At 71.0% G+C, this 26,986-nt stretch carries 26 protein-coding genes and 1 pseudogene; 13 read left to right on the top strand and 14 right to left on the bottom strand.

From position 1 onward, the window contains the following. Window positions 1–3: 3 nt before the first annotated feature. The 4 genes from F4560_RS03105 to F4560_RS03090 form a co-directional block, all read right to left on the bottom strand. Entirely contained in the window at window positions 4–681 is a 678-nt protein-coding gene (locus F4560_RS03105) for a response regulator (RefSeq protein WP_184915922.1), read from the bottom strand. Beyond that, a complete protein-coding gene (locus tag F4560_RS03100; RefSeq protein ID WP_184915919.1) occupies window positions 660–1,832 on the bottom strand; it encodes a hypothetical protein in 1,173 nt (390 codons plus the stop codon). The genes F4560_RS03105 and F4560_RS03100 overlap by 22 nt, the downstream gene beginning before the upstream one ends. Beyond that, complete coding sequence (locus F4560_RS03095) at window positions 1,825–2,943, bottom strand: sensor histidine kinase (RefSeq protein WP_184915916.1); 1,119 nt, start codon at window positions 2,941–2,943, stop codon at window positions 1,825–1,827. The genes F4560_RS03100 and F4560_RS03095 overlap by 8 nt, the downstream gene beginning before the upstream one ends. A gap of 66 nt (window positions 2,944–3,009) precedes the next feature. Further along, entirely contained in the window at window positions 3,010–3,456 is a 447-nt protein-coding gene (locus tag F4560_RS03090; RefSeq protein ID WP_184915913.1) for an SRPBCC family protein, read from the bottom strand. 63 nt (window positions 3,457–3,519) lie between these two features. Between F4560_RS03090 and F4560_RS03085 the strand changes: the two genes are divergently transcribed. After that, entirely contained in the window at window positions 3,520–4,455 is a 936-nt protein-coding gene (locus F4560_RS03085) for a helix-turn-helix transcriptional regulator (protein ID WP_184915910.1), read from the top strand. Window positions 4,456–4,459: 4 nt separating this feature from the next. Here F4560_RS03085 and F4560_RS03080 read toward each other — a convergent pair whose 3' ends face one another. Further along, window positions 4,460–4,837 (bottom strand): MerR family transcriptional regulator, encoded by a 378-nt coding sequence (locus tag F4560_RS03080; protein ID WP_184915907.1) that lies wholly within the window; start codon window positions 4,835–4,837, stop codon window positions 4,460–4,462. Between the two features lie 55 nt (window positions 4,838–4,892). Here F4560_RS03080 and F4560_RS03075 point away from each other — a divergent pair, with 55 nt between their 5' ends. After that, on the top strand, window positions 4,893–6,308 hold the full coding sequence (locus F4560_RS03075; protein ID WP_184915903.1) for an MFS transporter: 1,416 nt from the start codon (window positions 4,893–4,895) through the stop codon (window positions 6,306–6,308). Window positions 6,309–6,318: 10 nt separating this feature from the next. On the opposite strand, the gene F4560_RS03070 is transcribed toward F4560_RS03075, so the two are convergent. Both F4560_RS03070 and F4560_RS03065 read right to left on the bottom strand, forming a co-directional pair. Then, entirely contained in the window at window positions 6,319–6,684 is a 366-nt protein-coding gene (locus F4560_RS03070) for a DUF1330 domain-containing protein (RefSeq protein WP_184915900.1), read from the bottom strand. Window positions 6,685–6,771: 87 nt separating this feature from the next. Next, window positions 6,772–6,987 (bottom strand): hypothetical protein, encoded by a 216-nt coding sequence (locus F4560_RS03065; RefSeq protein WP_184915897.1) that lies wholly within the window; start codon window positions 6,985–6,987, stop codon window positions 6,772–6,774. 141 nt (window positions 6,988–7,128) lie between these two features. On the opposite strand from F4560_RS03065, the gene F4560_RS03060 reads away from it, so the two are divergent. Next, entirely contained in the window at window positions 7,129–7,890 is a 762-nt protein-coding gene (locus F4560_RS03060; protein WP_184915894.1) for an SDR family NAD(P)-dependent oxidoreductase, read from the top strand. A 22-nt stretch (window positions 7,891–7,912) separates the two neighbouring features. Here the strand turns inward: F4560_RS03060 and F4560_RS03055 are convergent, their stop codons facing one another. Continuing rightward, window positions 7,913–8,833 (bottom strand): SDR family NAD(P)-dependent oxidoreductase, encoded by a 921-nt coding sequence (locus F4560_RS03055; protein WP_184915891.1) that lies wholly within the window; start codon window positions 8,831–8,833, stop codon window positions 7,913–7,915. 117 nt (window positions 8,834–8,950) lie between these two features. On the opposite strand from F4560_RS03055, the gene F4560_RS03050 reads away from it, so the two are divergent. Beyond that, window positions 8,951–9,487, top strand: a complete 537-nt coding sequence (locus F4560_RS03050) for a TetR/AcrR family transcriptional regulator (protein WP_312868283.1) — start codon at window positions 8,951–8,953, stop codon at window positions 9,485–9,487. Window positions 9,488–9,507: 20 nt separating this feature from the next. On the opposite strand, the gene F4560_RS03045 is transcribed toward F4560_RS03050, so the two are convergent. Further along, the gene (locus F4560_RS03045; RefSeq protein WP_184915888.1) at window positions 9,508–11,010 is read right to left on the bottom strand and encodes a flavin-containing monooxygenase; all 1,503 of its coding nucleotides are present in this window, start codon (window positions 11,008–11,010) and stop codon (window positions 9,508–9,510) included. A gap of 70 nt (window positions 11,011–11,080) precedes the next feature. Between F4560_RS03045 and F4560_RS03040 the strand changes: the two genes are divergently transcribed. Then, window positions 11,081–12,082 (top strand): AraC family transcriptional regulator, encoded by a 1,002-nt coding sequence (locus tag F4560_RS03040; RefSeq protein WP_184915887.1) that lies wholly within the window; start codon window positions 11,081–11,083, stop codon window positions 12,080–12,082. Window positions 12,083–12,176: 94 nt separating this feature from the next. Next, a complete protein-coding gene (locus tag F4560_RS03035) occupies window positions 12,177–13,049 on the top strand; it encodes an SDR family NAD(P)-dependent oxidoreductase (protein WP_184915884.1) in 873 nt (290 codons plus the stop codon). Here F4560_RS03035 and F4560_RS03030 read toward each other — a convergent pair. Together F4560_RS03030 and F4560_RS03025 are read right to left on the bottom strand one after the other, a co-directional pair. Beyond that, the gene (locus F4560_RS03030) at window positions 13,019–13,879 is read right to left on the bottom strand and encodes a transglutaminase-like domain-containing protein (RefSeq protein WP_184915882.1); all 861 of its coding nucleotides are present in this window, start codon (window positions 13,877–13,879) and stop codon (window positions 13,019–13,021) included. The genes F4560_RS03035 and F4560_RS03030 overlap by 31 nt on opposite strands. A 72-nt stretch (window positions 13,880–13,951) precedes the next feature. Beyond that, window positions 13,952–15,112 carry an epoxide hydrolase family protein gene (locus F4560_RS03025; protein WP_184915879.1) on the bottom strand — a complete coding sequence of 387 codons (1,161 nt, stop codon included), beginning with the start codon at window positions 15,110–15,112 and terminating at the stop codon, window positions 13,952–13,954. A 62-nt stretch (window positions 15,113–15,174) separates the two neighbouring features. Here F4560_RS03025 and F4560_RS03020 point away from each other — a divergent pair, with 62 nt between their 5' ends. The 3 genes from F4560_RS03020 (at window position 15,175) to F4560_RS03010 (ending at window position 18,400) form a co-directional block, all read left to right on the top strand. Then, window positions 15,175–16,134: a helix-turn-helix transcriptional regulator gene (locus tag F4560_RS03020; protein WP_184915876.1), complete on the top strand. Its 960-nt coding sequence runs from the start codon at window positions 15,175–15,177 to the stop codon at window positions 16,132–16,134. Between the two features lie 192 nt (window positions 16,135–16,326). Then, the gene (locus F4560_RS03015; protein WP_312868279.1) at window positions 16,327–17,958 is read left to right on the top strand and encodes a peroxidase family protein; all 1,632 of its coding nucleotides are present in this window, start codon (window positions 16,327–16,329) and stop codon (window positions 17,956–17,958) included. A 1-nt stretch (window position 17,959) separates the two neighbouring features. After that, window positions 17,960–18,400, top strand: a complete 441-nt coding sequence (locus F4560_RS03010) for a DoxX family membrane protein (RefSeq protein WP_184915870.1) — start codon at window positions 17,960–17,962, stop codon at window positions 18,398–18,400. Window positions 18,401–18,448: 48 nt separating this feature from the next. Here F4560_RS03010 and F4560_RS03005 read toward each other — a convergent pair whose 3' ends face one another. Beyond that, the gene (locus F4560_RS03005; protein ID WP_184915867.1) at window positions 18,449–19,153 is read right to left on the bottom strand and encodes a FadR/GntR family transcriptional regulator; all 705 of its coding nucleotides are present in this window, start codon (window positions 19,151–19,153) and stop codon (window positions 18,449–18,451) included. A gap of 71 nt (window positions 19,154–19,224) precedes the next feature. Here F4560_RS03005 and F4560_RS03000 point away from each other — a divergent pair, with 71 nt between their 5' ends. The 4 genes and pseudogenes from F4560_RS03000 to metH all read left to right on the top strand — a co-directional run bounded on the left by F4560_RS03000 (window position 19,225) and on the right by metH (window position 25,945). After that, the gene (locus F4560_RS03000) at window positions 19,225–19,953 is read left to right on the top strand and encodes a (Fe-S)-binding protein (RefSeq protein WP_184915864.1); all 729 of its coding nucleotides are present in this window, start codon (window positions 19,225–19,227) and stop codon (window positions 19,951–19,953) included. Continuing rightward, window positions 19,950–21,344, top strand: coding sequence for a LutB/LldF family L-lactate oxidation iron-sulfur protein (locus F4560_RS02995; RefSeq protein WP_184915862.1), 1,395 nt, complete (start codon window positions 19,950–19,952; stop codon window positions 21,342–21,344). Before F4560_RS03000 ends, F4560_RS02995 begins: the two co-directional genes overlap by 4 nt. A 527-nt stretch (window positions 21,345–21,871) precedes the next feature. Continuing rightward, a pseudogene (locus F4560_RS46770) lies at window positions 21,872–22,171 on the top strand (LutC/YkgG family protein); the annotation flags it as partial. Between the two features lie 183 nt (window positions 22,172–22,354). After that, the gene (gene metH / locus F4560_RS02985) at window positions 22,355–25,945 is read left to right on the top strand and encodes a methionine synthase (RefSeq protein WP_312868274.1); all 3,591 of its coding nucleotides are present in this window, start codon (window positions 22,355–22,357) and stop codon (window positions 25,943–25,945) included. Between the two features lie 111 nt (window positions 25,946–26,056). Here the strand turns inward: metH and F4560_RS02980 are convergent, their stop codons facing one another. Together F4560_RS02980 and F4560_RS02975 are read right to left on the bottom strand one after the other, a co-directional pair. Next, window positions 26,057–26,377, bottom strand: coding sequence for a hypothetical protein (locus tag F4560_RS02980; protein WP_184915859.1), 321 nt, complete (start codon window positions 26,375–26,377; stop codon window positions 26,057–26,059). Then, entirely contained in the window at window positions 26,374–26,946 is a 573-nt protein-coding gene (locus F4560_RS02975) for a bifunctional DNA primase/polymerase (RefSeq protein WP_184915856.1), read from the bottom strand. The genes F4560_RS02980 and F4560_RS02975 overlap by 4 nt, the downstream gene beginning before the upstream one ends. Window positions 26,947–26,986: the final 40 nt, after the last annotated feature.

The raw sequence follows: 26,986 nt of genomic DNA, 5'->3' as shown, positions 1-26,986 counted from the left end.
GACCTAGGGGGAGGCGGCCTGGTTGAGTTCGGCCAGCGTGATGACACCGTCGTCGAGCGCCCGCGAGACGAGTTCGCTCTTGGTGCGGGCGGCCCGGCCGACGTTCGCGTACTTCACCCGGACCCGGGCGATGTACGTGTCGACCGTCTTGACGGTGATGTGGAGCTTCGCGGCGACCAGTTCCTTGGACGACGACGCGAACCACGCCCGCAGCACCTCGGTCTCGCGCGGGGACAGGCGGGGGCGGTCGGGGGTTTCGTCGGCGGCCAGGGCGCCGGACAGGGAAGGCGCGGTGTACGGGTGTCCGTGCGCGACGGCGCGGATGGCGGGCACCAGGTGATCGGGGCCTTCGCGCTTGGTCAGGTAGGCGAGCGCGCCGAGGTCGATGCACTTGATCGCGGTCGCGTCGTCGGCGTGCTGGGAGTACACGACCACGCGGCGACCGGCTTCCACGAGCCGCCGGAGTTCGCCGAAGTCGGGCTTGCCCGGCACCAGTTCCAGGTCGAAGATGACCACGTCGGCGTCGGCGCCGGGCGCGGTCCAGACGCCGGCGAGCCGGTCGCCGGCGTCGATGAGGGCGATCGGCGGGTCGGCCCGCTCGCACCAGAACCGCACGCCGGCGGTGATCGCCGCGTGATCGTCGACGATCACCGCCGTGATCAGCTCGCCGTGGGCTTCCATCGGGCCTCCGTCCAGACCGTGCCGCCAGTTCTGAAGGTCTCGACCCGCACATCGGATTCCACCGTGGCGGGCGCGCCCGTCTCCCCCCAGTCCTCGATCGCGCCGTCCCCAGCGACGCCGTACCCGGTCCCGATGTCCTCGGCGACGTCCGCGACCACGTTGACCGACACCAGGTCGTCATCGCCGACCACGGTGACCCGCGCCCACGAGTCGGCCGTCGCCAGCGCGGTCAACGCGGCGTCGGTGAGCGCGCGCCGAACGGCCACCGGCGGCACCGGCCACCGGCCCCGCGCGTCCAGCTCGACCTCGACGCCCTTGCGGTCGGCGATGTCCGCGCAGTGCCGCAGCTCGTGCAGCAGCGGGTTCTCGACCGTGTCCGACTCGGCGAGCAGCCGCCGCATCCTGGCCGCCTCGATGGCGCTCCGGCGCTGCACCGCGGGGTCGGACGGCGCGAGCGAGCGGTCGGCGAGCCCTTCGAGCAGCGGCACGGTGGTGCCGGCGAGTTCGGCGAACCGCTGCGCGCGACGCCGGTGCGCCGCCACCGCGACGGCTTCCGCCGTGCGCACCCGCTCCAACTCCTGGGTGGCCACCGCGGCCGCCGTGCCGATCCGGTGCAACACCGCCGCCACCACGGCCACGCACAGCGGGAAGCAGAACACCGACACCGAGCCCGTGGCGAACCGCGACAACGACCGGAGGCCGACGTCGTGCAACAGCAGCAGGTTCGCCAACGCGAGCAGCTCGTGCGTCACGAGGAACGCCACCGCCGTCCGCAATGGACGGTCGAGCAGCACGGCCAGGCCGACCCAGTTGGCCGCGCCGAAGACCCAGTCCACCTCGCTCGACGTGCGACCGCTCGGCAGCGCCAGGTACGACAGCACGGACGCGGCGAGCACCACGGCGATCGCCACCCGGTGCGACACCACCCGTGGCCGCCGCAGGACGACCTGCGCCGCCACCCCCACGAGCACCGCGGCCAGCATCGCGAACGCGCCGAGCTGGACCACCGGCAGGTCGTACTCATCCAGGTTCCGCGCCAGGTTCAGCAGGCCGAGCCCGAACAGGATCGCCCCGGCGACGACGAACATCGAGATCCGGAGTCCGCGCTGGAGCTGTGCCGTGGTCTGCCGGCCGAGCTGGTCGTCATCCACGATCGGTCCGCCACTCCAACCGCACGACGGTGCCCGCCCCTTCGGCGGAGGTGATCGTGGCCAGGCCGCCGACCCGGTTCATCCGGCCGGTCACGGACTCGCGCAGACCACGCCGCGCGATCGAGCCGCCGGCGGCCGTGAACCCCCTGCCCTGGTCGACGATCTCGACCTGGAGCGCGAGCGGGTCGCCGTGCAGCCGGACCGACGCCCGGTCCGTGCCGGCGTGCCGACGCACGTTGTTCAGCGCCTCCTGGGTCGCGCCGGCGATCGCGCTCGCCACGCCGAACGGCAGCATCAGCCGCTGCGGCGCGTCGAGGTGGACCGCGAGGTGGCCGGCGTCGAGGTCGGCGCGCAACAGGTCGACCAGGTCGGCGCGGTCGGGCGTCGCCCCGGCTTCGGAACGCAGCCGTTCCAGGTCGCGCCGAGCCTGCGGCGCCAGCCAACTCGCGCCGGGCGGCACCTGTCCCGTGCCGACCATGAGCAGGGTGGTGGCCGCGGTGTCGTGCAGCGAGTTCGCGAGCTCACGTTCCTCGGCGCGCACGGCCGCCGCCACCGCGGCCTCCCGACGGGCTTGCTCCGCCTTGGCGGCGATGCGGTCGGCGCGCTCGGCCGCGCGGGCGACGAGCACCCAGGTCGCCCTGGACATCGCGGCCACCGCGAGCACCCACACCTGCGAGACGGTCGGGCGGATCCCGGCCGCGGCGGTGATCGCGATCATCCCCCCGCCGGCGGCCAGAGCGGCGACCGCGCCGGTCAGCGGTGTGGTGTGCCACTGCCACGTCATGCAGGCGAAGGCGACCAGGAGCCGGAGCCACCCCATGGTGGTCGCCACCAGCGCGTCGGTCCAGAGCAGGCTCAGGCAGACGCCCAGCAACACGGCGACGTCGAGGGCGACCGGGCCGACGAACGGGCCGTCATGTCTGCTCACCCACCACGCGTACGCGCAGGTCCAGGCCACCGCGACGGCGAGCGTCAACGCGATGGCCGGTGTTCTCCCGGACGAGACCCGGAGCAGCGCGATCGCGCCGATGAGGGGCAGGGCGGCAACGCGCACGGCTGCCCCGTACCGGCGACCGAACCGCCCCAACAGCCGCGCGGCCTCCCCCTGCACCGGTCCACACCTCGCCCGCCGTCGACCCGCCGAATGTCGTGACGGTTACGTTACCGGTCAAGGCGATCACCCGGACGGCTTATCGCCGAATGCCGTCAGGGCTTCGACGAGCGCGGCGACGACGCCCTTCCAGTGCCGGCGCTGCTGCTCGCGTTCGGTCGCGTCGGCCAGGCGTTCCTGGTGGACCACCAGCCTCGCCCGCCCCTCCCCCGCCGAACTCACCGTGAGCTGCAAGGTCGTGTCGTGCGTCCAGTCGCGCGGCTGCCACGTGAGCCGGACGCGGTCCAGTTCGCGGAAGCCCCGCGTCTCGCCCCGCACGCCGGCGGCGGTCTCGTAGCCCGCGCCGAGTTCCGACGACACGGTGACGCCCTCGCCCAACCAGATCGCGACACCCGCCGGCGACGTGATGAAGTCCCACACGTCCGCGACCGGGTGGTCCACCGTCTTCGACACCCCGATCTGCCAACCGGCGTCGCGGGTGTGCCCGACCTCGTTCCGCGTCTTCTGTGCCATGCGATCCAGTGTGGTCCCCTACCCGGACAGGTACTGTCAGGGTAGGGAACGGACGATGGTCCGGTGAACACCACCAGCCGCCGCTTGGAGACGTTGGCCCTGCTCCAGGCGCACCCCGGCATCTCCGCCACCCGGCTCGCGGCCCGGCTCGGCGTCACCGAGCGCACCGCCCGCCGTGACATCGCCCAGCTGCGCGACATCGGCTACCGCATCGACGCCGAGGCCGGTCGGGAAGGTGGCTACCGGCTGGCGTCCGGCCACGCGATGCCCCCGTTGCTGCTTGACGCCGACGAGGTGGCCGCCGTCGCCATCGGACTTCGCACGGCGGTCGCGGTGGACGGCCTCGAAGCCGCCGCGATCACGGCCTTGGCCAAGTTGACGCAGGTCGTGCCGTCGCGCTGGCGCACCCGGCTCACCGCGCTGGCCGAGGTGCAGTCGCTGCCGTCCCGGCGCGGCGCGGACCGTGACGTGCTCATCCCCACCGCGATCGCGTGCCGTGCGGGCGAAGCCATCCGCATCCGGCACCGCCGTCACGACGCGGCCGAGGCGAGGCCGATCGACGTGCAGCCGCACCGGCTCGTCACCCTGCGGGGACGCTGGTACGTCGTCGCGTGCCCGCGCGGCGCCACGGCCTGGGTCGTCTACGCCCTCGACCGGGTCGACCACGTCCAGCCGCTCGGAACCCGCTACCCGATCCCCGAACCACCGGCCGACGCCGCCGCGTTCGTCTCGGACACCCTGGCCCACGGCCCATCACGCCACCGTGTGCGCGTGCGGGTGCACACGTCGGCGGACCTCGTGCGTGAACTGGTCGACCCGAGCGTCGCCACCGTGATCGACGATGACGACGACGAGTGCGAACTCCACTTCGGCGCCGACGACCTCGACTGGGCGGCCCGGTGGCTCGTGTACCTCAACCTCGACCTGGACGTCGTCGAACCGACCGCGCTCGCCGACCGGCTGCGCGCACTCGGCGGCTGGCTGCGCGACCGGTACTGAGGATTCAGCCGGCGGCGGTCCGGGCGAGGGAAGGCGGTGCGGTCGCGATGATGCCGTCGAGGGTGGCTCGGGCGGTTTCGAGGGCGTGGATGGACGCGGTCATGCGCTCACGCTCGCGGTAGAGGTCGTCCACGAGTTCGGGACAGTCGGCGATGAGCCGTTCGCCGTCCTTTCCCATGCAGGGCAGCACATCCGCGATCGTGGTGGTGGACAGGCCGGCGGCGAGCAGGTTCCGGATGTGCGCCACCGCCACCACGTCGGAGTCCGCGTACTCCCGATAGCCGCTCGAACGCCGGGTCGGGTTGAGCAGGCCCTGGTCTTCGTAGTAGCGCAGCAACCGTTGGCTGACACCGGTCCGGCGCGCGAGTTCGCCGATTCGCATGGGTTCTCCGCCTGACTTGACTCTCACATCAGTGTGAGACTTTAGCGTCGGCCGCATGACAAGTCGATCAGTCGTGCCGCACGCGAGCATCCGGACGTGGCTGGGGCTCGCGGTGCTCGCCCTGCCGACCCTCTTGCTCTCGATGGACGTCACGGTCCTCTACCTGGCCACACCGCACCTGGCGGCGAGCCTGCGGCCCACCGCGACCGAGCTGCTGTGGATCACCGACAGCTACGGGTTCCTGATCGCCTCGTTCCTGGTCGTGATGGGCAACCTCGGTGACCGCATCGGACGTCGCCGATTGCTGCTCATCGGCGCCACCGCGTTCGCGCTCGGGTCGGTCGTCGCGGCCTACGCGCCAACGCCGACAACGCTGATCGTGGCCCGTGCGCTGCTGGGTGTCGCCGGTTCGACCATGATGCCGTCCACTCTCGCGTTGATCAGCACCATGTTCCGCGACGCGACCCAGCGCGGGACGGCCATCGGGATCTGGGCGGCGTGCCTCTCCGGCGGTGTCGCGCTCGGGCCGGTGGTCGGCGGCGCGCTGCTGGAATCGTGGTGGTGGGGTTCGGTCTTCCTGATCGCCGTGCCGGTGATGGGGCTGATGCTGGTGACCGCGCCGTGGGTGCTGCCGGAGCACCGCGATCCCGCACCGGGACGGATCGACCTGGCCGGCGTCGCGCTGTCGCTGGCGACGGTGCTGCCGACGATTTACGGCGTCAAGCACCTCTTCGCGGGCCATGCCGTCGCCACGGGGGTCGCGTCGATCGGCGTGGGTGCCGGGTTCGGGGTGTTGTTCGTGCGACGGCAGTTGGTGACGGCCGACCCGTTGATCGACGTGCGGCTGTTCGGCGAGCGGCGGTTCCGGGCCGCGATGATCGTGATGACGGCGGGCATCTCGGTGACCGCGGGCGTCTACCTGTTCGTCACGCAGTACCTGCAACAAGTGGTGGGGCTGTCGCCGTTGCGGGCGGGGTTGTGGTTGCTGCCCTCGTCCGGCGCGATGGTCGTCACCTCCGTGCTCGCGCCCGTGCTCGCGCGGAGGTTCGCGGCCGGGCGGATCGTCGGTGTCTCGCTGCTGATCGCCGCGGTCGGGTTCGTGATCCTGACCCGGTTGACCGCGACGTCGGGGGTGGCGCTGGTCGTGCTCGGCATCGTGGTCGTCTACCTCGGCCAGGGACCGATCATGGCGCTGAGCACCGATCTCATCGTCGGCTCGGCGCCACCGCGCAAGGCCGGTGCGGCGTCGGCGCTGTCGGAGACGGGCACGGAACTCGGGCTCGCCCTCGGTGTCGCGGTCCTGGGCAGCATCGGCGCGGCCGTGTACCGGGCGCGGGTCGACGGGCGCATCCCGGACACCCTGCCGCCGGCCGCGGTCGACGCGGCCTTCACCTCAGGCCTCGTGACGATCGCCGCCATCGCCGCCGCCGTGTCCGCGGTGCTGGCCCTCGTCGCGTGGCGAGCCGCGTGACGTGCCGCTTTCAGCCCCAGGGGATGGTGGCCTGGAGCACCGCCTCGGTCAGCGCTTCGGTGCGCAGCCGGGTCACCTCCTGGTACTCCGGATCGGCGACCATCCGGCTGAACGCCTCCCGGTGGGGATAGCGCACGACCACGACCGCGTCCCAGCTCTGCCCGTCCTCGGCCACCAGGACGGTGGAGCCGGTGCCCGCGTAGAGCACTTCGCCGCCGTACCGGGGCAGGAACGTCTCATGCAGCTGACGTGCGTACTCCTGGTACGACTCGAACCCGCCCTCCGCGAACCTCAGCAGGTTGAGCATGACGACCGGCCCACCCGGGTCGTCGGCGATCAGTCGCTTCAGGTCGGCGCCTCGCGGATCCACAGCCATGCCCGCCAGCATGCTGCCCGGCCCTCGACCCCGCATCGGTACATCCACCGTCCCCGCGTCCACGGCCGCCGCGAGCGGGGCGGTCGATCAGGTGTTCGCGCGCATCCGGTCGAGGCGGTGGTGGGCGAGGCGGTGCAGCATCTCGGCCAGGGCCTCGGGGACGATCCGGCCCTCCAGGTCCCGCCGAGCCTCCAGGACCGTGGTCGTCACGACCCTCCGCGACACCACCCCGCCGAACTCGACGGCCAGCCTGCCGACCGCCTCCATGCAGTACCGGTCCTGTTGTGCGGCCTCAGGCCCCATGCTCGTCCTCCAGCTGTCGGTCGATCCACCAACAGGGTGTCCCGGCAACGGGCGGTTCGACCTGACGAGTCGCTGACGATGTGCGCGACTCACGGTGTGCGACGCGCGGGCTGGGAGCGCTCCCACGGTAGGCTGCCCGTCATGGTGAGCGTTCTGGTCACGGGGTCGTCGGACGGTATCGGTCGGGAGACGGCGGCGACGCTGGTCGGGCTCGGGCACCGGGTGGTGCTGCACGCACGTGACGCGGCACGGGCCGGGCAGGCGCTGGCCGCCGTGCCGAAAGCCGACGGGGTCGTGATCGGCGACCTCACGTCCCTCAGCCAGACCAGGGAGCTCGCGCTGGCGGCCGGACCGTGCGACGTGGTCATCCACAACGCCGGACTGGGCGGCGGCCTGCAGGAACGCACCCTCACCGACGACGGCCTGGAGCTGCTGTTCCAGGTCAACGTGCTGGCCCCGTACCTGCTCACCGCCCTCATGCCCCGCCCCAGCCGGCTGATCTACCTCACGTCCGGCCTGGAGTCGCAGGGCGTGGCGGACCTCGACGACCTCCAGCACGAGCGCGGCGAGTGGAACGGCATGCAGGCCTACTCCGACTCCAAGCTGCTCGACGTCGTCCTCGCGTTCGCGGTGGCCCGCCACTGGCCGGACGTCATCAGCAACGCGGTCGACCCCGGCTGGATCAAGACCAAGCTGGGCGGCCCGAACGCCACCGACGAGCTCCCGAAGGGCGCGGACACCCAGGTGTGGCTCGCGACCTCCGACGAACCCGCCGCCACCGTCACCGGCCGCTACTTCAAGTGGCGCGAAGACCTCCCCGCCAACCCCGCCGCGTACGACGTCGGACTCCAGGACGGTCTGCTCGACGCCTGCGCGGAGATCACCGGCGTCAAGCTCACGTGATCGACTCCGGACGACCGGCCGCTCAGCCGGCCAACGTCTTCTCGGTCACCTCCCACAGCCGCGTCGCCGCCGCCGGGTCCAGCGCGTAGGCCGCGACACCGCTGACCATGTTCCCGTCGTTCGGCAGGGCCTCGGCGCAGTCCTCGAAGTACCGCCCGCCGACGCCCTCCAACAGCGGTGACGTGGCCACCAGCACCGACGTGGCCGCGCCCTGCTCCGGCGTCTTCAGCCTGAAGCCGTCCTCGACGGCCTGGGCGATCATGGCGTCCATGGCCTCCCGTCCGACGTGCCGCTGGAGGTTGGTCCTGATGCCGCCCGGCATAACGGCGTTCACGGTGATGCCATCGGCCGCCCAGCGCTTGGTCGCCTCCACCGCCAGCAGCACGTTCGCCGTCTTGGACTGCCCGTACGCCGCCCACGGGTCGTAAGGCCGCTCGACGAAGTGGATGTCGTCGAACACGACCGGCGACATGAGGTGCGCGGCGGAGCTGACGGACACCACCCGCGCGCCCTCGGCCGCGAGGAACCGGTGCAGGCCGGTGGTCAACGCGAAGTGGCCCAGGTGGTTGGTGGCGAACTGGAGTTCCCAGCCCTCCGGCGTGCGGGTCTCCGGCGTGGCCATCACGCCCGCGTTGTTGATCAGCATGTGCAGCGGGCCGTCCCAGCCCGCCACGAACGCCGCCACGGACGCCCGGTCCGCGAGGTCGACCGCCGCCACCCGCACGTTCCCGCCGATCTCGTCCGCCACCCGCTGCCCGGCCGAGGTGTCGCGGACCGCCAACGTGACCTCCGCGCCCGTCGACGCCAACGCCCGCGCGGTCTCGACGCCGATGCCCGACGCGCCACCGGTGACCACCGCGCGCCGGCCGGTCAGGTCGATGCCCGCCACGACCTGCGCGGCGGTGGACTCCACGTCGAACGGCGTGGTGATGTGCTCGGTCATGATGTTCCCCGTCTGCTGCCGTACACTGAAGCGGAGGTTCCTCCGTTACGTTCGACTGTATGCGGAGGACCCTCCGCTTAGCATTGTGAGCTGCGTCACCCTGACCACGGAGGCATCGTGTCCCGCCCGCTGCGCGCGGACGCCCAGCGCAACCGCGACCGCTTGATCGAGACGGCCCTCGACGCGTTCAGCCACGACGGCTCGGACGTGACGCTGGAGTCCATCGCGAAGCGCGCCGGAGTCGGCATCGGCACGCTCTACCGCCACTTCCCCACCCGGGAGGCGCTGGTGGAGGCGGTCTACCGGAACGAGTTGGGCAAGCTCTGCGACGCCGCGCCCGAGCTGGTGCGCACGCTGCCGCCGGACGAGGCGACCAGGGCCTGGATGGACCGGTTCCTGGACTACATGACCACGAAACGCGATCTCGGGGACGCACTGCGCGCGGTGATCGCAAGCGGTGGCGACCCGTACGGGGAAAGCCTGGAACGGCTGACACAGGCCATGACCGTGCTGCTGGAGGCCATCGACCGCACGGACGTGGCCCCGCTGGACGTGCTGGCCACCCTCGGCGGCATCGCGATCGCGGCGGGCGAGGTCGGCCCCTCGGACGGCATGCTCGACCTCGTGCTGAACGGCCTGCGCTACCGGCCCTGAGCGCTGACCACCGGCCCTGACTACCCGCCCTGACCGACAGGCACGGACCGCCGCACGGCCGAACGGGGCGTGCCGACGAGCTGCCGGCTCAAGTCGCCCCGCAACGTGGCCACGGCGTCGAGCACGTAGTTCTGCCGCACCCGCCACGGCCCGCGGTCGCCTTGACCCGGGAACGTGTCGATCGCCCGCTGGATGTACCCGGACGCCAGGTCCAGCAGTGGACGGCGGTCCAGTTCACGGTCCGGCGTGGCGACGACCGACGCGTACCCGTGCCGGTCCATGTGGTTGACCACCCGGCACACCAGCCGCGAGGTCAGGTCGGCGCGCAGCGTCCACGACGCGTTCGTGTACCCGACGCACACCGCGAGGTTCGGCAGCCCGGTGATCATCGCGCCACGCCACAGGAACTGGTCGGACAGCTTCACCCGCCGCCCGTCCACGCTCGGCTCGATCCCGCCCAGCGCCAGCAGTCGCAGACCGGTCGCCGTGACCACGACGTCCGCCGCCAGCTCACGCCCCGACTTCAGCCGCACGCCGTCCGACGTGAACGTGTCGATGTGATCGGTGACGACCGACGCCCGACCCGCCTTCAGCACCTCGAACAGGTCGGCGTCCGGGATCGCGCACAACCGCTGGTCCCACGGGTCGTAGGTCGGCGTGAAGTGCTCCCGCACCGCCTCCGGGTCGCGCAGGGCCTTCGCCGACAGCCCGGTGAGCATCTTGCGCGCGGCCCGGGGCCAACGGCGGCAGAACTGGTAGAACGCCAGCCCGAACAGGATGTTCTTGGTCCGGATCAGCCGGTGCGCGGCGTTCGCGGGCAGCAGTCGACGAACCCGGTCGGCGAGCTTGTCCCGACCCGGCACCACGCCGATCCACGTCGGCGAACGCTGGAGCATCGTCACGTGGGCGGCGGTCTCGGCCATCGACGGCACCAGCGTCACCGCGGTCGCGCCGCTGCCGATCACCACCACCCGCTTGCCCGCGTAGTCCAGGTCCTCGGGCCAGAACTGCGGCCGGACGACGTCACCGCGGAACGACTCGATACCGGGGAACACCGGGTCGTGGCCCTGGTCGTAGTTGTAGTACCCCGTGCACGAGTAGACGAAGTCGCAGGTCAGCGTGCTCGACGTGACCACGCCCGCGTCGTCCCGGCGGTTGATCGTCAACGTCCAGCGCGCCGTCTCGGTCGAGAAGTCGGCGGCCACCACCTTGGTGCGGTAGCGGACCAGCCGGTCGATGCCGTGCTCCTGCGCCGTCTCCCGCACGTACCGCAGGATCGACGGGCCGTCCGCGATCGACTTCGCCTCGCGCCAGGGCCGGAACGGGTAGCCGAGCGTGAACATGTCCGAGTCGGACCGGATGCCCGGGTACCGGAAGAGGTCCCACGTCCCGCCGATGACGTCGCGGGCTTCGAGGATCGCGACGGACTTGCCGGGGCACTCGGCGCGCAGCCGGCAGGCCGCGCCGACACCGGACAGTCCGGCGCCCACGATCACGACGTCGAGGTGCTCGGGGGTGGTCATGCGCTCCAGTGTCCTGGAGCCACCGGATGGGTTCTTGACCGGGGACGACAAGTATTTGACCCTGTACGACATGTCGGTGGTCCGGTCCGCGGGGTTGCGCGGGTTCCGGGCGACCGTGGCCGAGCTGGGCGGCCGGGCCGAGGACTACGCCCGCGCGGCGGGTCTGCCGGTGGCCGCGCTGGACGTGGACGACCTGCTGGTGTCGGACGCGGTGATGGCCGCCGTGCTGGAGGTCGCCGCCGCCGAGCTGCGGTGCCCGGACCTCGGGCTCCGGGTGGCCGCACGCCAGGACTTCGGCATGCTCGGCCCGCTGGCGCTCGCCATCCAGAACTCGCCGACCGTGGCCGACGCGCTGGAGTGCACCTCCCGCTACCTGTTCGTGCACGCCCGGTCGTTGAGCCTGACGCTGGTGGACGACCCGTACGGCGCTCCTGACCTCGCCGCGCTGCGCTACGGACTGCCGCCGGGGCTGCCGGTGTCGGTGCAGGCGGTCGACCTCGGCCTCGGTTTCCTGCACCGGTCGATCACGTACCTGTTGGGCGGCCCGTACGGGCTGCGGAGCGTGGAGCTGCCCTACCAACCCGCCGCGCCGCTGGACGTGTACGAGGAGTTCTTCGGCGCGACCGTCCACATCGGACAGGAAGCGCCCGTGCTGCGGATGCCGCGCGCCCTCGTGCACCAGCCGTTGGCGGGCGGTGACGAGCGGGTGTGGCGGCTGGCGCTGGCGTTCCTGGCCGAGCAGACCGCGGGTGACGGCGCGAGCCTGACCGCACGGGTGCGTGGTGTGCTGACCAGGTCGTTGGGCACGATCGCGCCGGAGATCGGCGCGGTGGCCCGGCTGGTCGACCTGCACCCGCGCACGGTCCAGCGCCGGTTGGCCGCCGAGAGCACGACGTTCGCGGCGGTGCTGGACGAGGTGCGGCGTGACGCGGCGAAGCGGTACCTGACCACGACGGACATGCCGATGAGCCAGGTCGCGGGGATGCTCGGGCTGTCCGAGCAGTCCGCGCTCAGCCGCTGCTGCCGCCGCTGGTGGGGCATGACGCCGAGCGCGGTGCGGCGTGGTGCATGAAGTCGCGTCAGGTCAAATTCCTGTCGCGTGAAGTCAAGCCCCGACCGGTCGATCAAGGCCAGACTGGTGGCATCGGACGTCCTGAGGAGGCCGCATGTCCCAGCTGTCGCGTTACCGGTTCGCGGGCGGCACGGCGGTGGTGACGGGCGCGGCGAGCGGCATGGGCGAGCACATGGCGTACGGCCTGGCCCGGCGCGGCAGCGACCTCGTGCTGATCGACCGGGACGCCGAGCGGCTGGCGGCGGTGGCCGCGAAGATCAGCGGGGTGCGGGTCGAGACGCTGGTGGCGGACCTGTCCGACATCGCCGGCCTGGACGACCTCGCGGCACGCGTGCTGGCCACGAACCCGCGCGTCACACTGCTGGTGAACAACGCGGGCGTGGCGTTGGGCGGCACGTTCGAGCAGGTCAGCGCGGACGAGTTCGACTGGGTCATGGACATCAACTTCCGCGCGCCGGTCGCGTTGACCCGCCTGCTGCTGCCGACGCTGCTGGCGTCGCCGGGCAGCCACGTGGTGAACGTGTCGAGCCTGTTCGGCCTGATCGGGCCGCCCGGCCAGACCGCGTACTCGGCCAGCAAGTTCGCCCTGCGCGGGTTCAGCGAGTCGTTGCGGCACGAGCTGGCGGACCGGGGCGTCGGCGTGACCAGCGTGCACCCGGGCGGTATCCGGACCAGGATCGCGGAGACGGCCCGGGTGGCGTCCGGGGCGAGCGAGGCCGAGGCGGCGGAGGGCAAGGAGAACTTCGACAAGCTCCTCACGTACCCGGCGGACAAGGCGGCCGAGCGGATCCTGGCGGGTGTGGAGAAGCGCAAAGGCCGCGTGCTGATCGCGTGGACCGCCGTCGCGCCGGACATCCTCGCCCGCCTGTTCCCCACCTCCTACATGGCCGTGATCAGCCGCCTCAGCCCGTCGACCGCCCGGAACGCCAAGCCCTCTCAGCGCAACACGACCTCCAGCGGCAGCTGAGCGGTCGGGCTCATCGAGGTGATCACCGACGTCACCCGGTAGGCGTCGGTGTCGAACGCCGCCCGCACCACGTCGTCGGTCGGGTCCGTGATCAAGGCCGCCAGCTCGTCGGCGGCCTCCATCTCCTCTTCGGACAGTTCCGGCACGTCGCGCAGCCCGCCCCACAGGTCCCACAGGACCATCTCGTGCTTGTTCAACGAGGCCAGGTCCTGCACGAGGTCGTGCCGCACCTGGGTCAGCCCGCGCAGGCTCGGCTCCGTCATCTCCGGTGAGACCACGAACTTCTCGGGGTCGAGAGCGCCCGATCGGCACGCCCGCCACGCGTCCGCGCCCACCAGGAACCCGTCCCGCGGCACGTCCATCACGTCCACGCCGGTGCCCTCCGGGAACTGCGGCTCGATCAGCCGCCACCGCCCGCCGTCCCACACCTCGGCCACCACGTGGTCCATGTACCAGCCGGGGGCCAGGTACCCGGCGAACCCGACCCGTGACCGCGCCGGGATGCCGTGGTGCCGTGCCATCGAGACGAACAGCAGGGTGAAGTCGCGGCAGCAGCCCACGATCCGCTCGGTCGGCGCCCGTTCCTGGTCGAGCGGCGCGGGGTTCAGCTCGTGCAGCCGGGCGAACATGTCCGCCGCGTACCGCAGGTCGACCTCCGCCCGCCGTTCGGCCGGGAACCCGTGGTCGGTGATGTCGCCGTTGCCCCAGAAGTGGAACACCAGCCCGGACGCCGCCCGCCGCAGCTTCGCCAGGTCCGGTCCGACGCCGTCGAGCCACCCCGCCAACGGTCCTGGATCCGTGAACGGGCTGTGCGTCGTGTAGTCGATCATCTGGACGTCCTCCTGATCACCTGGTGCCTCCGGACAGGTCTAAGCCCTGCCCCTGGGGCACGGTCAAGCACCTCAGGCTCGCGGCGGTCGGGAAATGCCGCGGAAGAAGGCGCGGATGTCGTCCGCGAGCAGCTTCGGCTCCTCCATCGCGGGGAAGTGACCGCCCTCGGTGAACTCGCTCCAGTGGCCGATCGCTCCCCACGGGTCCATCACGCGGCGCATGAGCGGGTGGGTGTCGAACACGGCCCATCCGGACGGCACGCCGGAGGCCATGGCGAAGTAGTCGAGTCCGGAGTGCTCGCCCTCGTAGTAGAACTGCGCGCTCGACGCGCCGCCGCGGGTGAACCAGTACAGGCTGATGTTCGTGAGGAGTTGGTCGCGGTCGACCGACTCGTCCGGCGTCCGGTAGTCGCCGCCGGTCCTGGTCTTGAACTTCTCGGCGGTCCACGCGAGCTGACCGACCGGCGAGTCGGTGAGCGCCGCGCCGATCGTGTCGGGGCGGTGGTTCTGCATCTCGAGGTACCCGCGCTCGGCCGCGGCCTCGGTGCGCACCGCCTCGATCTCGGCGATCTCGTCATCGGACAGGCCGTCGGGGTAGGGGAACTTGTCGCCGACCAACCCGAGCCACCGCGGGTCGCTGCCGACGTGCGTGCCGATCACGCGTTCCGGGTAGAGCGCCGCGAGGCGGCCGGTGGCGCCCGCTCCGATGTCGGTGCCGTGGGCCGCGAACCTCTCGTACCCGAGACGCGTCATGATCTCGGCGTAGGCCTCCGTCGTCCGCGCCAGCTCCCAGCCGGTCCCTGAGAGCGGGGTGGAGAACCCGAAGCCGGGCGGGGACGGGATGACCACGTGGAACTCGTCGGTCAGCAGCGGGATGAGTCGCTGGTACTCGACGAACGACCCCGGCCAGCCGTGGTTCAGCATCAGCGGGGTGGCCTCCGGGTTCGCCGATCGAGCGTGGACGACGTGGAACGTCTGGCCGTTGACGACCGTCGTGAACTGTTCGTGCTCGTTGAGCTTCGCCTCCTGCGCACGCCAGTCGAACCCGTCGCGCCAGTACTCGGCGAGCTCCTTCAGGTACACCAGCGGGATGCCGCGGCTGAAGTCGGTGCGATCGTCCCGGCCCGGCACGGGGATCGGCCAGCGCGTGTGTGACAGCCGGTTGCGGAGGTCGTCGACGTCCGTCTGCGGGATGTCGATGCGGAACGGTGTGAGTGCGTTGTTCTCGTTCATGACGTCGACGGTCGCAGGCAATGCGGCAGGGTAGCTTCCGCGATTGCCGGCACGATCGGGACATGTTGGCGACCTCGGCCCGTCTGCTCGAACTGCTGTCGTTGCTCCAGCTCAAGCGCGACTGGACGAGCTCCGAGCTCGCCGGCCGGCTCGACGTGAGCACGAGGACCGTGCGCGCCGACATCGGCAAGCTGCGGTCGCTCGGATATCCCGTGGACGCGCGCCCCGGCGTCGCGGGCGGGTACCGGCTGGCCGCCGGGACGGCGATGCCCCCACTGCTGCTTGACGACGACGAGGCCGTCGCCGTCGCGGTCGGACTGGGTGCGGTCGCGACCCAGGGGCTCGGAGTCGCGGAGACATCGCTCACCGCGCTCGCGAAGCTGGAGCAGGTGCTGCCCTCGCGTCTGCGCCGGCGCGTGGAGGCGGTGCGCGAAGCGACGAGCGTTGTCCGAGGAGCTGGGCCGCCACTCGACCTCTCGGTTCTCGGCGCGGTCGCTGCCGCGATCCGCGGCCACGAACGGCTCCGGTTCGGGTACACGAAGCCAGGGGGCGAGGAAGAAGCGCGCCACGCCGAACCGCAACGGCTGGTGAGCTGGGGAACGCTCTGGTACCTGCTCGCGTGGGATCTCGTCCGCGACGACTGGCGGGTCTTCCGGGTCGACCGCATGGTTCCGCACGCACCGACGGGTGCGCGGTTCCGGCCGCGCGTGATCCCGGAGGACAGTGTCGTCGAGTACGTCGTCGGACGCGTCAGCAAGGGCGCCTGGAAGTACCGCGCCCGGGTACTGGTGCACGCTCCCGCCGCCAAGGTCGCCGCGAAGATCCACATTCCGGTCGACATCGAGGTGGTCGACGAGTCCACGTGCCGTGTCGAGGTGGGTTCCGACGACCCGGACCGGCTCGCGCTGTGGATGGCTCAGCTCGACGTCGACATCGAGGTGATCGACGGACACGAGCTCGCGGTGGCGTTCGATCGCCTCACGACGAGGTTCCGCCGCGCCGCGGGTGGCGCATCCACGTGAATCTCGTAGGCCATCGCCGACCACAGCGTTAGTGCATCCGGACTATTCAACTAGGCCATGTATCCGATGGACAGGAGTACGCTCCTATGTATAGGGCGACCACAGGGGGTGCGTTCGTCCTGCCCGGGTCACCGGGAAATCACAGACCTGGGGGGGTCTATGAAACAGCACGGTTCGAACAGTTTCTTCGTCGTGGGCGAAGGAGTGCTCGAGTTCGACCGCGACGGTGCGGCGACGAAACGTCAACCGCGCACCGTCGAGGAATTGCGCCGGTTCCGCTTCTCGCGGATGGGGCCGGAGGGGACGCCGCTCGACGAGGAGACCCGGATCGCGCTCGCCAACGCCATGACGGCGGACGTGCCGCAGCCGGACTCCGCGAACCCGCCCATCCCGGCGGGCTTCACGTACCTCGGTCAGTTCGTCGACCACGACCTGACCATGGACCGCACGGAGTCGCAGCTGGGCGACGACGTGAACCTCGATGACCTGGTGCAGGGCCGATCACCGGCCCTGGACCTGGACTCCGTGTACGGCCGCGGTCCCGGTGACCGCACCGACCGGGTGTTCTACGCCCGCGACGGGGTGAAGCTCAAGGTGGGCACGACCTCGCCGGTGGACTTCCCGGACCAGCGGGTCGACGTCGCGCTGGAGGGGTTCGACCTGCCGCGGTTCGGCGGGGCGGGCCTCACCGGGGCGGACCGGCGCAGGCCGCTCATCCCGGACACCCGCAACGACGAGAACCTGGCGGTCGCGCAGACGCACCTGGCGTTCATCAGGTTCCACAACCGGGTCGTGGACGAGCTGGCGTTGCGCGGGCTGACCGGGCGACGGCTGTTCACCACGGCACGCGAGCAGGTGGTGCGGCACTACCAGTGGATGCTGCGCACGGACTTCCTGCCGCGGATCGTGGACCCGGCGATCGTGGACGACGTGTTCGCCAACGGTCGGCGCTTCTTCGAGGCGCCTGGCCGCGGGCGGTTCCCGCACGGGCTCCAGCCGACCATGCCGCTGGAGTTCTCGGTGGCGGCATACCGGTTGGGGCACAGCATGATCCGGGGCGGGTACCAGTGGAACCGGGTGTTCAACACCACCGGACCGGGTGGCGCCGCCACGCTGTTCCTGTTGTTCGTCTTCACCGGCACCTCCGGCAACTTCGACCCCGGGTCGCAGCTGCCGGACCTGGACAACCCGAACTCGGGCACGCGCGACACCCTGCCCACCAACTGGATCGCCGACTTCCGCCGGCTGTACGACTTCACCGAAGCCGACCGGCCGGACCTGGCGCCGCCGACCGCGGACGGCGGCAACGTCACCCAGAGGCTCGACAGCCTGCTGGTGAACCCGCTGGCCCAGCTGCCGGCGGGCACGTTCGACGGGCGGGGCACCACGTTCCCGGAGATCCAGCGCAACCTGGCGTTCCGCAACCTGACCAGGGCCGACATGGTCCGGCTCGCGAGCGGGCAGCAGATGGCGGAGTTCCTGGGCGTGGAGCCGTTGACCGCCGAGCAGATCCTGGTCGGCAACCAGGGCGCGTCCCTGGACTCGCTGACCGACGCGCAGAAGGCCGCGGTGACCGCCGCGACCCCGTTGTGGTTCTACGTCCTGCGGGAGGCGGAGTTCCACGGCGGTCTGCTCGGGCCGGTGGGCGGCCGGATCGTGGCCGAGGTGTTCCACCGGACCATGGAGGGCAGCCACACGTCGATCGTCCGTGAGCCGTCGTGGCGGCCCACGTTCGGACCCGACGCGCGGACGTTCCGGATGACCGATCTGCTGCTGTTCGCCTTCGAGGGCAAGGCGGACCTGCTGAACCCGTTGGGGGACTGACATGTCGACTCGCTTGGGGGAGCGAACCGCTGTCGGCGCACAGCTCGACCGTTGGGCCGGGCCGGCACTCCGGGTGTCGATCGGTGTCGTGTTCGTCTGGTTCGGCGTGCTGAAGGTGATCGGCTCCTCGCCGGTCGGTTACCTCGTCAGCGCCGCCGTGCCGTGGGTGGACCAGGGTTTCCTCGTGCCCGCGCTGGGGTGGTTCGAGGTCGTCCTGGGAGCGGTGCTGCTGATCGGGCGGCTGCCCCGGTTGACGCTGGTCGCCGCGGCGGTCCACCTGGCGGGGACGTTCGTGGTCTTCGTCCAGGCGCCGGCTCTCATGATGACGGACGGCAATCCGTTGCTGTTGACCACGAGCGGTGAGTTCGTGCTGAAGAACGTGGTGCTGATCTGCGCCGCGCTGGTGCTGCTCGGTCGGGCCGAAAGGCAGCGGACGAGCTAGCCGTGAAGCCCGGCCTCCGGTCCTCCCGGGGGCCGGGCTTCACACCTTTCAGGGCGCGTTCAGGGCGTGGCGTGCCCATTCGCGGTGGAAGCCCTCGACGTGGCGGGTCACCCTGGTGGCGGCCAGATCGGCGTCGCCCGCCTGGATCGCGCGCAGGATGGACCGGTGCTCGCGGCGCAGCCGGACGGCGGTGCGGGACCAGTCGGGCAGCGCCTGCACGGCGTCCAGCACGGTGTGGTGGATGGCGTCCCGCAGCGCCGCCATGATCGCCGTGTTCACCGCGTTGCCCGCGGCGGCGGTCAGGGCGACGTGGAAGTCGGCGTCGAGTTGGTGGAACGCGTCCGCGGTGAGCTCCGGCGCGTCCATGCGGGTCAGCAGGTCGGCGGCACGGGCCAGGTCCGGGTGGTCGGGCACGGCCGCGGCGGCGCGCACCGAGTGGCTCTCGATCATGACCCGGGTGCCGACGAGGTCCGCCATGGGCAGCCTGCGGGTGGCCAGGTGCAGTCGCAGGGCCGCGCCGAGGCCACCGGCCGGGTCCGCGATGACCGTCGTGCCCGCGTCGGGCCCTGAGCCGACGCCGCTGCGCACCACGCCCATGGCCTGCAACACCCGGATCGCTTCACGCACGGTGGCCCGGCTGACGCCCAGGTCCTCGGCCAGCTTGCGTTCGGCGGGCAGTTGCTGCCCCACGCCGAGCCGACCCTCGGTCAACTCCGCCTCGACGTGCCGCAGCACCGCTCCGTACCCGGACACCCGGACACCTCCGTTATGTGGTCAGACCACAGGGCTGGTGTGGTCAGACCACAGAGCCTAGACTCCTCGCCGTGAGAGTCGCACTGTTCGTCACCTGCCTGGTCGACGCGCTGTTCCCGGACGTCGGCAAGTCCACGGTCCGACTGCTGGAACGGCTCGGCCACGAGGTGGTCGTGCCGTCCGCGCAGACGTGCTGCGGCCAGATGCACATCAACACCGGCTACCAGGGGCAGGCGCTGCCGATCGTCCGCAACCACGTCGCCGCGTTCGAGCAGGCCGACGTGATCGTGGCGCCGTCCGGGTCGTGCGCCGGGTCGGTGCGCCACCAGCACGCCGACGTGGCCCGGAAGGGCGGTGACGAGAAGCTGGCCGAGGCCGCCGAGGACACCGCCAAGCGCACGTTCGAGCTGTCCGAGTTCCTGGTGGACGTCCTCAAGGTGACGGATGTGGGCGCGTACTTCCCGCACCGGGTCACCTACCACCCGACGTGCCACTCGCTGCGGATGCTGAAGGTGCAGGACAAGCCGCTCCAGCTGCTGCGGGCGGTGGAGGGCATCGACCTGGTCGAGCTGCCCGACGCCGAGACGTGCTGCGGCTTCGGCGGCACGTTCGCGCTGAAGAACTCCGCCACGTCGACCGCCATGCTCGAGGACAAGACGAGCGCCGTGCTGAGCACGGAGGCGGACGTCCTCACGGCGGGCGACTCGTCGTGCCTGATGCACATCGGCGGCGGCCTGAGCAGGCTGCGCAGCGGCACCCGCACGCTGCACTTGGCCCAGGTACTGGAGAACACGCGATGACGTTCCTCGGCATGCCCGCCGGCGGCGGGAACCTGACCGGCACCCCGTTCCCCAAGGCGGCACGCGGCGCGCTCGGTGACGACCAGCTGCGCCGCAACCTCGCCAAGGCCACCTCCACGATCCGGACCAAGCGGGCGAGCGTGGTCGGCGAGCTGCCGGACTGGGCCGAGCTGCGCCTGGCCGGTGCGGCGATCAAGGACGAGGTGCTGGCGAACCTGGACGAGTACCTGGTCCGGTTCGAGGAGGCGTTGACGAGCCGGGGCACGCACGTGCACTGGGCGCGGGACGCGGAAGAGGCGAACCGGATCATCACCGACCTGGTGAAGGCGACCGGCACGCGTGAGGTCATCAAGGTCAAGTCGATGGCCACGGTCGAGATCGGGCTGAACGAGGCGCTGGCGGACGCCGGTGTGCACGCGGTGGAGACCGACCTCGCGGAGCTGATCGTCCAGCTGGGCAACGACAAGTCCAGCCACATCCTGGTGCCCGCGATCCACCGGAACAGAACCGAGATCAGGGACGTGTTCCGGCGCGAGATGGCCGGCGTCGACCCGGACCTGACCGACGACCCGCGCGCGCTGGCCGAGGCGGCGCGCAAGCACCTGCGGCAGAAGTTCATGACGGTGGACGTGGCGATCTCGGGCGCGAACTTCGGCGTGGCCGAGACCGGCGCGCTGGTGGTGGTCGAGTCCGAGGGCAACGGCCGGATGTGCCTGACCCTGCCGCGCACGTTGATCAGCGTGGTGGGGATCGAGAAGCTCGTGCCGTCGTGGCGTGACCTCGAAGTGTTCATGCAACTGCTCCCCCGGTCGTCCACGGGTGAGCGGATGAACCCGTACACGTCGGTGTGGACGGGGCCGACCGAGGGTCAGACCAGCCACGTCGTGCTGGTGGACAACGGTCGGACGGCGACCCTCGCCGATCCGGACGGTCGGGCGGCGTTGCGCTGCATCCGGTGCTCGGCGTGCCTGAACTCGTGCCCGGTGTACGAGCGCACCGGCGGCCACGCGTACGGGTCGACATACCCCGGTCCGATCGGCGCGGTGCTGTCTCCGCAGCTCACAGGGGTGGACAAGAATCCGACGCTGCCGTTCGCGTCGTCGTTGTGCGGTGTGTGTTACGACGTGTGCCCGGTGGCCATCGACATCCCGTCGATGCTGGTGCACCTGCGGTCGCGGGTCACCGAGTCGAAGCGGGCGACGCCGGAGTCGACCGCCATGCGTGCCGTGGGGTGGGTGATGTCGGATTCCCGGCGGTGGAGTCGGTTGATCCGGTTGGGCAAGTTCGGCCGACTGGCGAGCCGGCACGTGCCGCTGCCAGGTTGGTCGTCGGCCCGTGACCTGCCCTTGCCGCCGAAGCAGACGTTCCGTGATTGGTGGGAGTCCCGATGAGCGCGCGTGACGAGGTGTTGGCCCGGGTCAGGCGGGCGAAGGGTCCGGCCGAGCCGCCGCCGGTCCTGCGTGACTACCGGGTGGCGGGCACGCTGGGGGTGGGCGACCTCGGCCTGTTCGCCGAGCGGCTGCGCGACTACCGGGCGCGGGTGCGGGTGGTCGATGCCGACCAGGTCGCCGCGACCGTCGTCGCCGCGCTGCTGGAACGGGGTGTGCGGCGGGTCGTGGCTGCTCCTGGGACGCCTGTGGAGTGGACGGCCCTCCCCGACCAGCAGCAGTTGCCCGACCAGCCGGAGCCGTCGGACCAGCCCGGACAGCCGAAGCCGCCCGACCAGCCGGAGTTGTCGGACCAGCAGGAGCTGTCGGAGCAACCCGAGCCGTCGGACCAACCGGAGCTGCCCGACCAGCGGGAATTGTCGGACCCCGTCGGTAGAGTTGAATCAAGGGATCCCCTTGGCGGGGACCTGCGCGAAGCCGATGCCGCGGGTGTGGACGTCATCCGCGATCCGGTGACCGTCGACACGCTGGAACGGACCGATGCCGTGGTGACGGCGTGCCACGTGGCGATCGCCGAGACCGGCACGATCGTGCTCGACCACGACGCCGCCGACCAGGGCCCCCGCGCGCTCACCCTCGTGCCGGACTACCACCTGGTCGTGGTCCGGGCGGACCAGGTGGTGCCGGGCGTGCCGGACGCGGTGGCGGCGCTGGCCGGGGTGCGCACCCAGACGTGGATCAGCGGACCGTCCGCGACCAGCGACATCGAGCTGGAACGCGTGGAAGGCGTGCACGGCCCGCGCACCCTGGAGGTCGTGATCGTCCGCTGAACCGGCTGCGGGACGCCACCACCCGATGGTGGTGGTGTCCCACAGAGTGGGCGGGTCCGACCAGAATCACGGGATTCGCTAGTATCGGGACCCCGACCGAGAGGCGCTGCAACGGGCAACGGCCCGCCACGCTCGGCCCGGGCTGAAAGACCGTAAGGGCGCCTCCCGAAACTGGGAGGCTGCGTGTCGGAAAACGCCCTGCGAGAACTGCTGGACCAGCGTGTCGTGGTACTGGACGGTGCCTGGGGCACGATGCTCCAAGCCGCCGGTCTCGCTCCGGCCGACTACCGCGGTGATCTCCTCGGCGACCACACGCACGACGTCACCGGCGACCCGGACCTGCTCAACCTGACCCGCCCGGACGTCATCCTCGACGTCCACCGCCAGTACCTGGCCGCCGGCGCGGACATCACCACCACCAACACGTTCACCGCGACCGGCATCGCGCAGGCCGACTACGGCCTGGAGCACCTGGTCCGCGACATGAACGTGCGCGGCGCGCAGCTGGCCCGCCAGGCCGCCGACGAGGCAGGCGGCCGGTTCGTGGCCGGCTCCGTCGGCCCCCTCAACGTCACCCTGTCGCTCTCACCGCGCGTCGAGGACCCGGCGTACCGCACGGTGACGTTCGACCAGGTCAAGGCCACCTACGCGGAGCAGATCAGCGCGCTCGCCGAGGGCGGTGTCGACCTGCTCCTCATCGAGACGATCTTCGACACCCTCAACGCCAAGGCCGCCGTCGCCGCCGCCCGCGAGGTCGCGCCGCACCTGCCGCTGTGGATCTCGGTCACCATCGTGGACCTGAGCGGCCGGACGTTGTCCGGGCAGACGGTCGAGGCGTTCTGGAACTCCGTCGCGCACGCCGAGCCGCTGGTCGTGGGCGTGAACTGCTCACTGGGCGCGGCCGAGATGCGACCGCACGTCGCCGACCTGTCCAGGATCGCCGGCACCTACACCGCGAGCCACCCCAACGCCGGTCTGCCGAACGCGTTCGGCGGCTACGACGAGACCCCCGACGAGACCGCCGCGCTGCTGCACGGGTTCGCCGAAGAGGGCGTCGTCAACATCGTCGGCGGCTGCTGCGGCACCACGCCGGCGCACATCGCGCGGATCGCGGCGGCGGTCAAGGACATGAAGCCGCGCCCGATCGCGCAGGTGCCGGACCGGACCAGGTTCAGCGGGCTGGAGCCGTTCGAGATCAGCGCGGACACCGGGTTCGTGATGATCGGCGAGCGCACCAACGTGACCGGCTCGGCGAAGTTCCGCCGGCTGATCGAGAGCGACAACTACCAGGCGGCGGTCGACGTCGCGCTGGAGCAGGTGCGCGGCGGGGCGAACCTGCTGGACGTCAACATGGACGCCGACCTGCTCGACAGCGTGCACGCGATGACGACGTTCCTGAACCTGATCGCCACCGAGCCGGAGATCGCCCGGGTGCCGATCATGATCGACAGCTCGCGGTGGTCGGTGCTGGAGGCCGGGCTGCGGTGCGTGCAGGGCAAGGGCGTGGTCAACTCGATCAGCCTGAAGGAGGGCGAGGAGCAGTTCCTCACCCAGGCCCGCCGCATCCGCGACTTCGGCGCGGGCGTGGTGGTGATGGCGTTCGACGAGAAGGGCCAGGCGGACACCACCGAGCGCAAGGTGGACATCTGCGGTCGCGCGTACGACCTGTTGACGCAGAAGGCGGACTTCCCGGCCGAGGACATCATCTTCGACCCGAACGTGCTGGCCGTCGCGACCGGCATCGCCGAGCACAACGGCTACGCCAAGGCGTTCCTGGACGCCATCCCGCTGATCAAGAAGCGCTGTCCGGGCGTGCGGATCAGCGGTGGCATCTCGAACCTGTCGTTCTCGTTCCGCGGCAACGACACCGTGCGCGAGGCGATGCACTCGTCGTTCCTGTTCCACGGTGTGCGCGCGGGCCTGGACATGGGCATCGTCAACGCCGGTCAGCTCGCGGTCTACGAGAACATCCCGAAGGACCTGCTGGAGCTGGTCGAGGACGTGCTGTTCGACCGCCGCGAGGACGCCACCGACCGGCTGGTGTCGTTCGCCGAGACGGTGTCCGGGTCCGGCACCAAGCGCGAGATCGACCTGTCGTGGCGCGAGGGCACGGTCGGCAAGCGGCTGGCGCACGCGCTGGTGCACGGCATCGTGGACTTCATCATCGAGGACACCGAAGAGGCCCGGCTGGAGGCCAAGCGCCCGCTCGACGTGATCGAGGGGCCGCTGATGGACGGCATGAAGATCGTCGGCGACCTGTTCGGCGCGGGCAAGATGTTCCTGCCGCAGGTAGTGAAGAGCGCACGCGTGATGAAGCGCGCGGTCGCGCACCTGGAGCCGTACATGGACGCGGAGAAGGAAGCCTCCGGCTCCACCCGCGGCAACGGCAAGGTCGTGCTGGCCACGGTGAAGGGCGATGTGCACGACATCGGCAAGAACATCGTCGGTGTGGTGTTGGGCTGCAACAACTACGACGTGATCGACCTGGGCGTGATGGTGCCCGCGGCGAAGATCCTGGACACCGCGATCGCCGAGGGCGCCGACGTGGTGGGCCTGTCCGGGCTGATCACGCCGTCGCTGGACGAGATGGTGTCGGTGGCCGCGGAGATGCAGCGCCGGGGCATGAAGCTGCCGTTGCTGATCGGTGGGGCGACGACGTCCCGCCAGCACACGGCCGTCCGCATCGCGCCCGTGTACGACCAGACCACCGTGCACGTGCTGGACGCGTCGCGGGTGGCGGGCGTGGTGTCGGCCCTGCTGGACCACGACCGGGCCGAGGAGCTGGGCGTGTCGACCCGCGTGGAGCAGCAGCGGCTGCGCGAGGAGCACGAGAACCGGCAGAGCACGCCGCTGCTGACCGTCGAGCAGGCACGGGCGAACGCCGAGGTGGTGCCGTTCGACGATCTGCCGACGCCCGCGTTCACCGGGTTGCGGGTGGTCGAGCCGACGGTGGCCGAGCTGCGCGAGATGATCGACTGGACGTTCTTCTTCCTGGCCTGGGAGCTGAAGGGCAAGTACCCGAAGATCCTCCAGACCAACCCGGCGGCGCAGGAGCTGTTCGACGACGCGAACGCCATGCTCGACCAGATCATCGCCGACGGGTCGCTGTGGGCGAAGGGCGTCTACGGCTTCTGGCCCGCGCACAGCGAGGGCGACGACATCGTGGTGGACGGTGGTGTTCGGCTGCCGATGCTGCGCCAGCAGACGAAGAAGCCGGAGAGCCGGCCGAACCGCTGCCTGTCCGACTACATCGCGCCCGAGGGTGACCACCTGGGCGGTTTCGCGGTCTCGATCCACGGCGCGGAGGAACTGTCCGCGCGGTACGAGGCCGAGCAGGACGACTACCGGTCGATCATGGTGAAGGCGCTGGCGGACCGGCTGGCCGAGGCGTTCGCCGAGTACGCGCACCTCCAGGCCAGGCGCGACTGGTTCGAGCCGGACGCCGACCCGGCACTGGAGGACCTGCACGCCGAGCGGTTCCGCGGCATCCGGCCGGCGCTGGGGTACCCGGCGAGCCCGGACCACAGCGAGAAGCAGGACTTGTTCGACTTGCTCAAGGCGGAGGAGATCGGCATGGCGCTGACCACGTCGTTCGCCATGACGCCGGCGGCGAGCGTGAGCGGCGTGATCTTCGCCCACCCGGGGTCCCGCTACTTCACCGTGGGGCGGATCGGCCGTGACCAGGTAGTCGACTACGCCCGGCGGCGCGGTATGCCGTTGGCCGAGGTCGAGCGTTGGCTGCGGCCGAACCTGGCCTACGAGCCCGGCGCCTGACGGCCGGGTGCCCGCAGCGCCGGCGAATAAGCGGGCCGGCCGAAAGCCGGAAGGTCGAGCGGCGGCTGATCTCCAGCCGCCGGTCCACCGCCGCGATCAAGTGCCGCCCGGTCACGGTTGGCGAAGCCGATTGTCGTCCAGCCACACCAGGTGCACCCGCCGCACCGCCTCGTCCCCGCTGGTGATCTCGAACAGCGTCCTGGCGCTCTCGGCACTCTCGGAGCTGAGGCGGAAGCCGCCTTCCACTGCGTCGACCTCGGCGCGGTCGGCGTACGCGAGCCCGTAGCCCGCGACGCGGGCGTCCTCTGCTTCGCCGTACTCCTCGACGATGGCGAAGAGCCGTGGCGCCTCCTCCCACGCCACCTCGCGCAGCAACGCGGTGAAGACCCTGTCCACGTCCGTGCGCTGCTCGACCTCGGCCAACTCGTTCACGCGCTCTTCCTTTCGTAGCTCCGGATGAGGTCGGCCAGCGCGTCGCCGGGCATCAGGACGTTGCCGGCTTGTTCGGGGGTGACCAGCCAGATGACCGGTGTGGTTTCGAGGTCGCTCGGCGGCAAGGGCAGGGGCACTCCCGCATCCAGCACCCGCGCCACATTGCTCAGCAGCACCGATGGCAGTGGTGGCCGGACGAGGAAGTAGGCGATCGGCATGTTCGGGTAAGTCAGCACCGGGGTCGGCAGGGCGGCGAACCAGGGGTCGTCCGCCAGAGCCATGACCAGCGACTCGGCCACCGTGAACGCGCCCAATTCCGAACCCGTCACGGTGAAGACGTTGGGCGCGTGCAAGCCGGGGGCCGACCACCACTCCCGCACCACAGCGGCGTCGGTGGTCGCTTCCTCGATCGGCCGGAGGCAGGGGCTGGTGACGGGACGTTCGTCAACCGGGTGAGCGAAGTGTCCGTCGTGCCAGATCGCTCCGGGGACGACCGGCCAACCGAGCGCGGCGTACTCGATGGCTGCCTGCAACTTCGTGGGTGAAGGGATGTCCGGCTTACTGGTCACCACTGCCTTGCCTTTCGATTGAGGGTCTACTTCGCCGGTG

Source organism: Saccharothrix ecbatanensis (genome assembly GCF_014205015.1).
Classification (GTDB): Bacteria; Actinomycetota; Actinomycetes; order Mycobacteriales; family Pseudonocardiaceae; genus Actinosynnema; species Actinosynnema ecbatanense.
Note: the sequence above shows the minus strand (reverse complement) of the source record. Positions and strands in the feature narration are given on the sequence as shown.

Excerpts from the sequence above, each read along its gene's own strand:
- F4560_RS03105 (WP_184915922.1), bottom strand. The coding sequence starts at position 681 with ATGGAAGCCCACGGCGAGCTGATCACGGCGGTGATCGTCGACGATCAC.
- F4560_RS03090 (WP_184915913.1), bottom strand. The coding sequence starts at position 3,456 with ATGGCACAGAAGACGCGGAACGAGGTCGGGCACACCCGCGACGCCGGT.
- F4560_RS03080 (WP_184915907.1), bottom strand. The coding sequence starts at position 4,837 with ATGCGAATCGGCGAACTCGCGCGCCGGACCGGTGTCAGCCAACGGTTG.
- F4560_RS03075 (WP_184915903.1), top strand. The coding sequence starts at position 4,893 with ATGACAAGTCGATCAGTCGTGCCGCACGCGAGCATCCGGACGTGGCTG.
- F4560_RS03070 (WP_184915900.1), bottom strand. The coding sequence starts at position 6,684 with ATGGCTGTGGATCCGCGAGGCGCCGACCTGAAGCGACTGATCGCCGAC.
- F4560_RS03065 (WP_184915897.1), bottom strand. The coding sequence starts at position 6,987 with ATGGGGCCTGAGGCCGCACAACAGGACCGGTACTGCATGGAGGCGGTC.
- F4560_RS03060 (WP_184915894.1), top strand. The coding sequence starts at position 7,129 with ATGGTGAGCGTTCTGGTCACGGGGTCGTCGGACGGTATCGGTCGGGAG.
- F4560_RS03055 (WP_184915891.1), bottom strand. The coding sequence starts at position 8,833 with ATGACCGAGCACATCACCACGCCGTTCGACGTGGAGTCCACCGCCGCG.
- F4560_RS03045 (WP_184915888.1), bottom strand. The coding sequence starts at position 11,010 with ATGACCACCCCCGAGCACCTCGACGTCGTGATCGTGGGCGCCGGACTG.
- F4560_RS03040 (WP_184915887.1), top strand. The coding sequence starts at position 11,081 with ATGTCGGTGGTCCGGTCCGCGGGGTTGCGCGGGTTCCGGGCGACCGTG.
- F4560_RS03035 (WP_184915884.1), top strand. The coding sequence starts at position 12,177 with ATGTCCCAGCTGTCGCGTTACCGGTTCGCGGGCGGCACGGCGGTGGTG.
- F4560_RS03030 (WP_184915882.1), bottom strand. The coding sequence starts at position 13,879 with ATGATCGACTACACGACGCACAGCCCGTTCACGGATCCAGGACCGTTG.
- F4560_RS03025 (WP_184915879.1), bottom strand. The coding sequence starts at position 15,112 with ATGAACGAGAACAACGCACTCACACCGTTCCGCATCGACATCCCGCAG.
- F4560_RS03020 (WP_184915876.1), top strand. The coding sequence starts at position 15,175 with ATGTTGGCGACCTCGGCCCGTCTGCTCGAACTGCTGTCGTTGCTCCAG.
- F4560_RS03010 (WP_184915870.1), top strand. The coding sequence starts at position 17,960 with ATGTCGACTCGCTTGGGGGAGCGAACCGCTGTCGGCGCACAGCTCGAC.
- F4560_RS02995 (WP_184915862.1), top strand. The coding sequence starts at position 19,950 with ATGACGTTCCTCGGCATGCCCGCCGGCGGCGGGAACCTGACCGGCACC.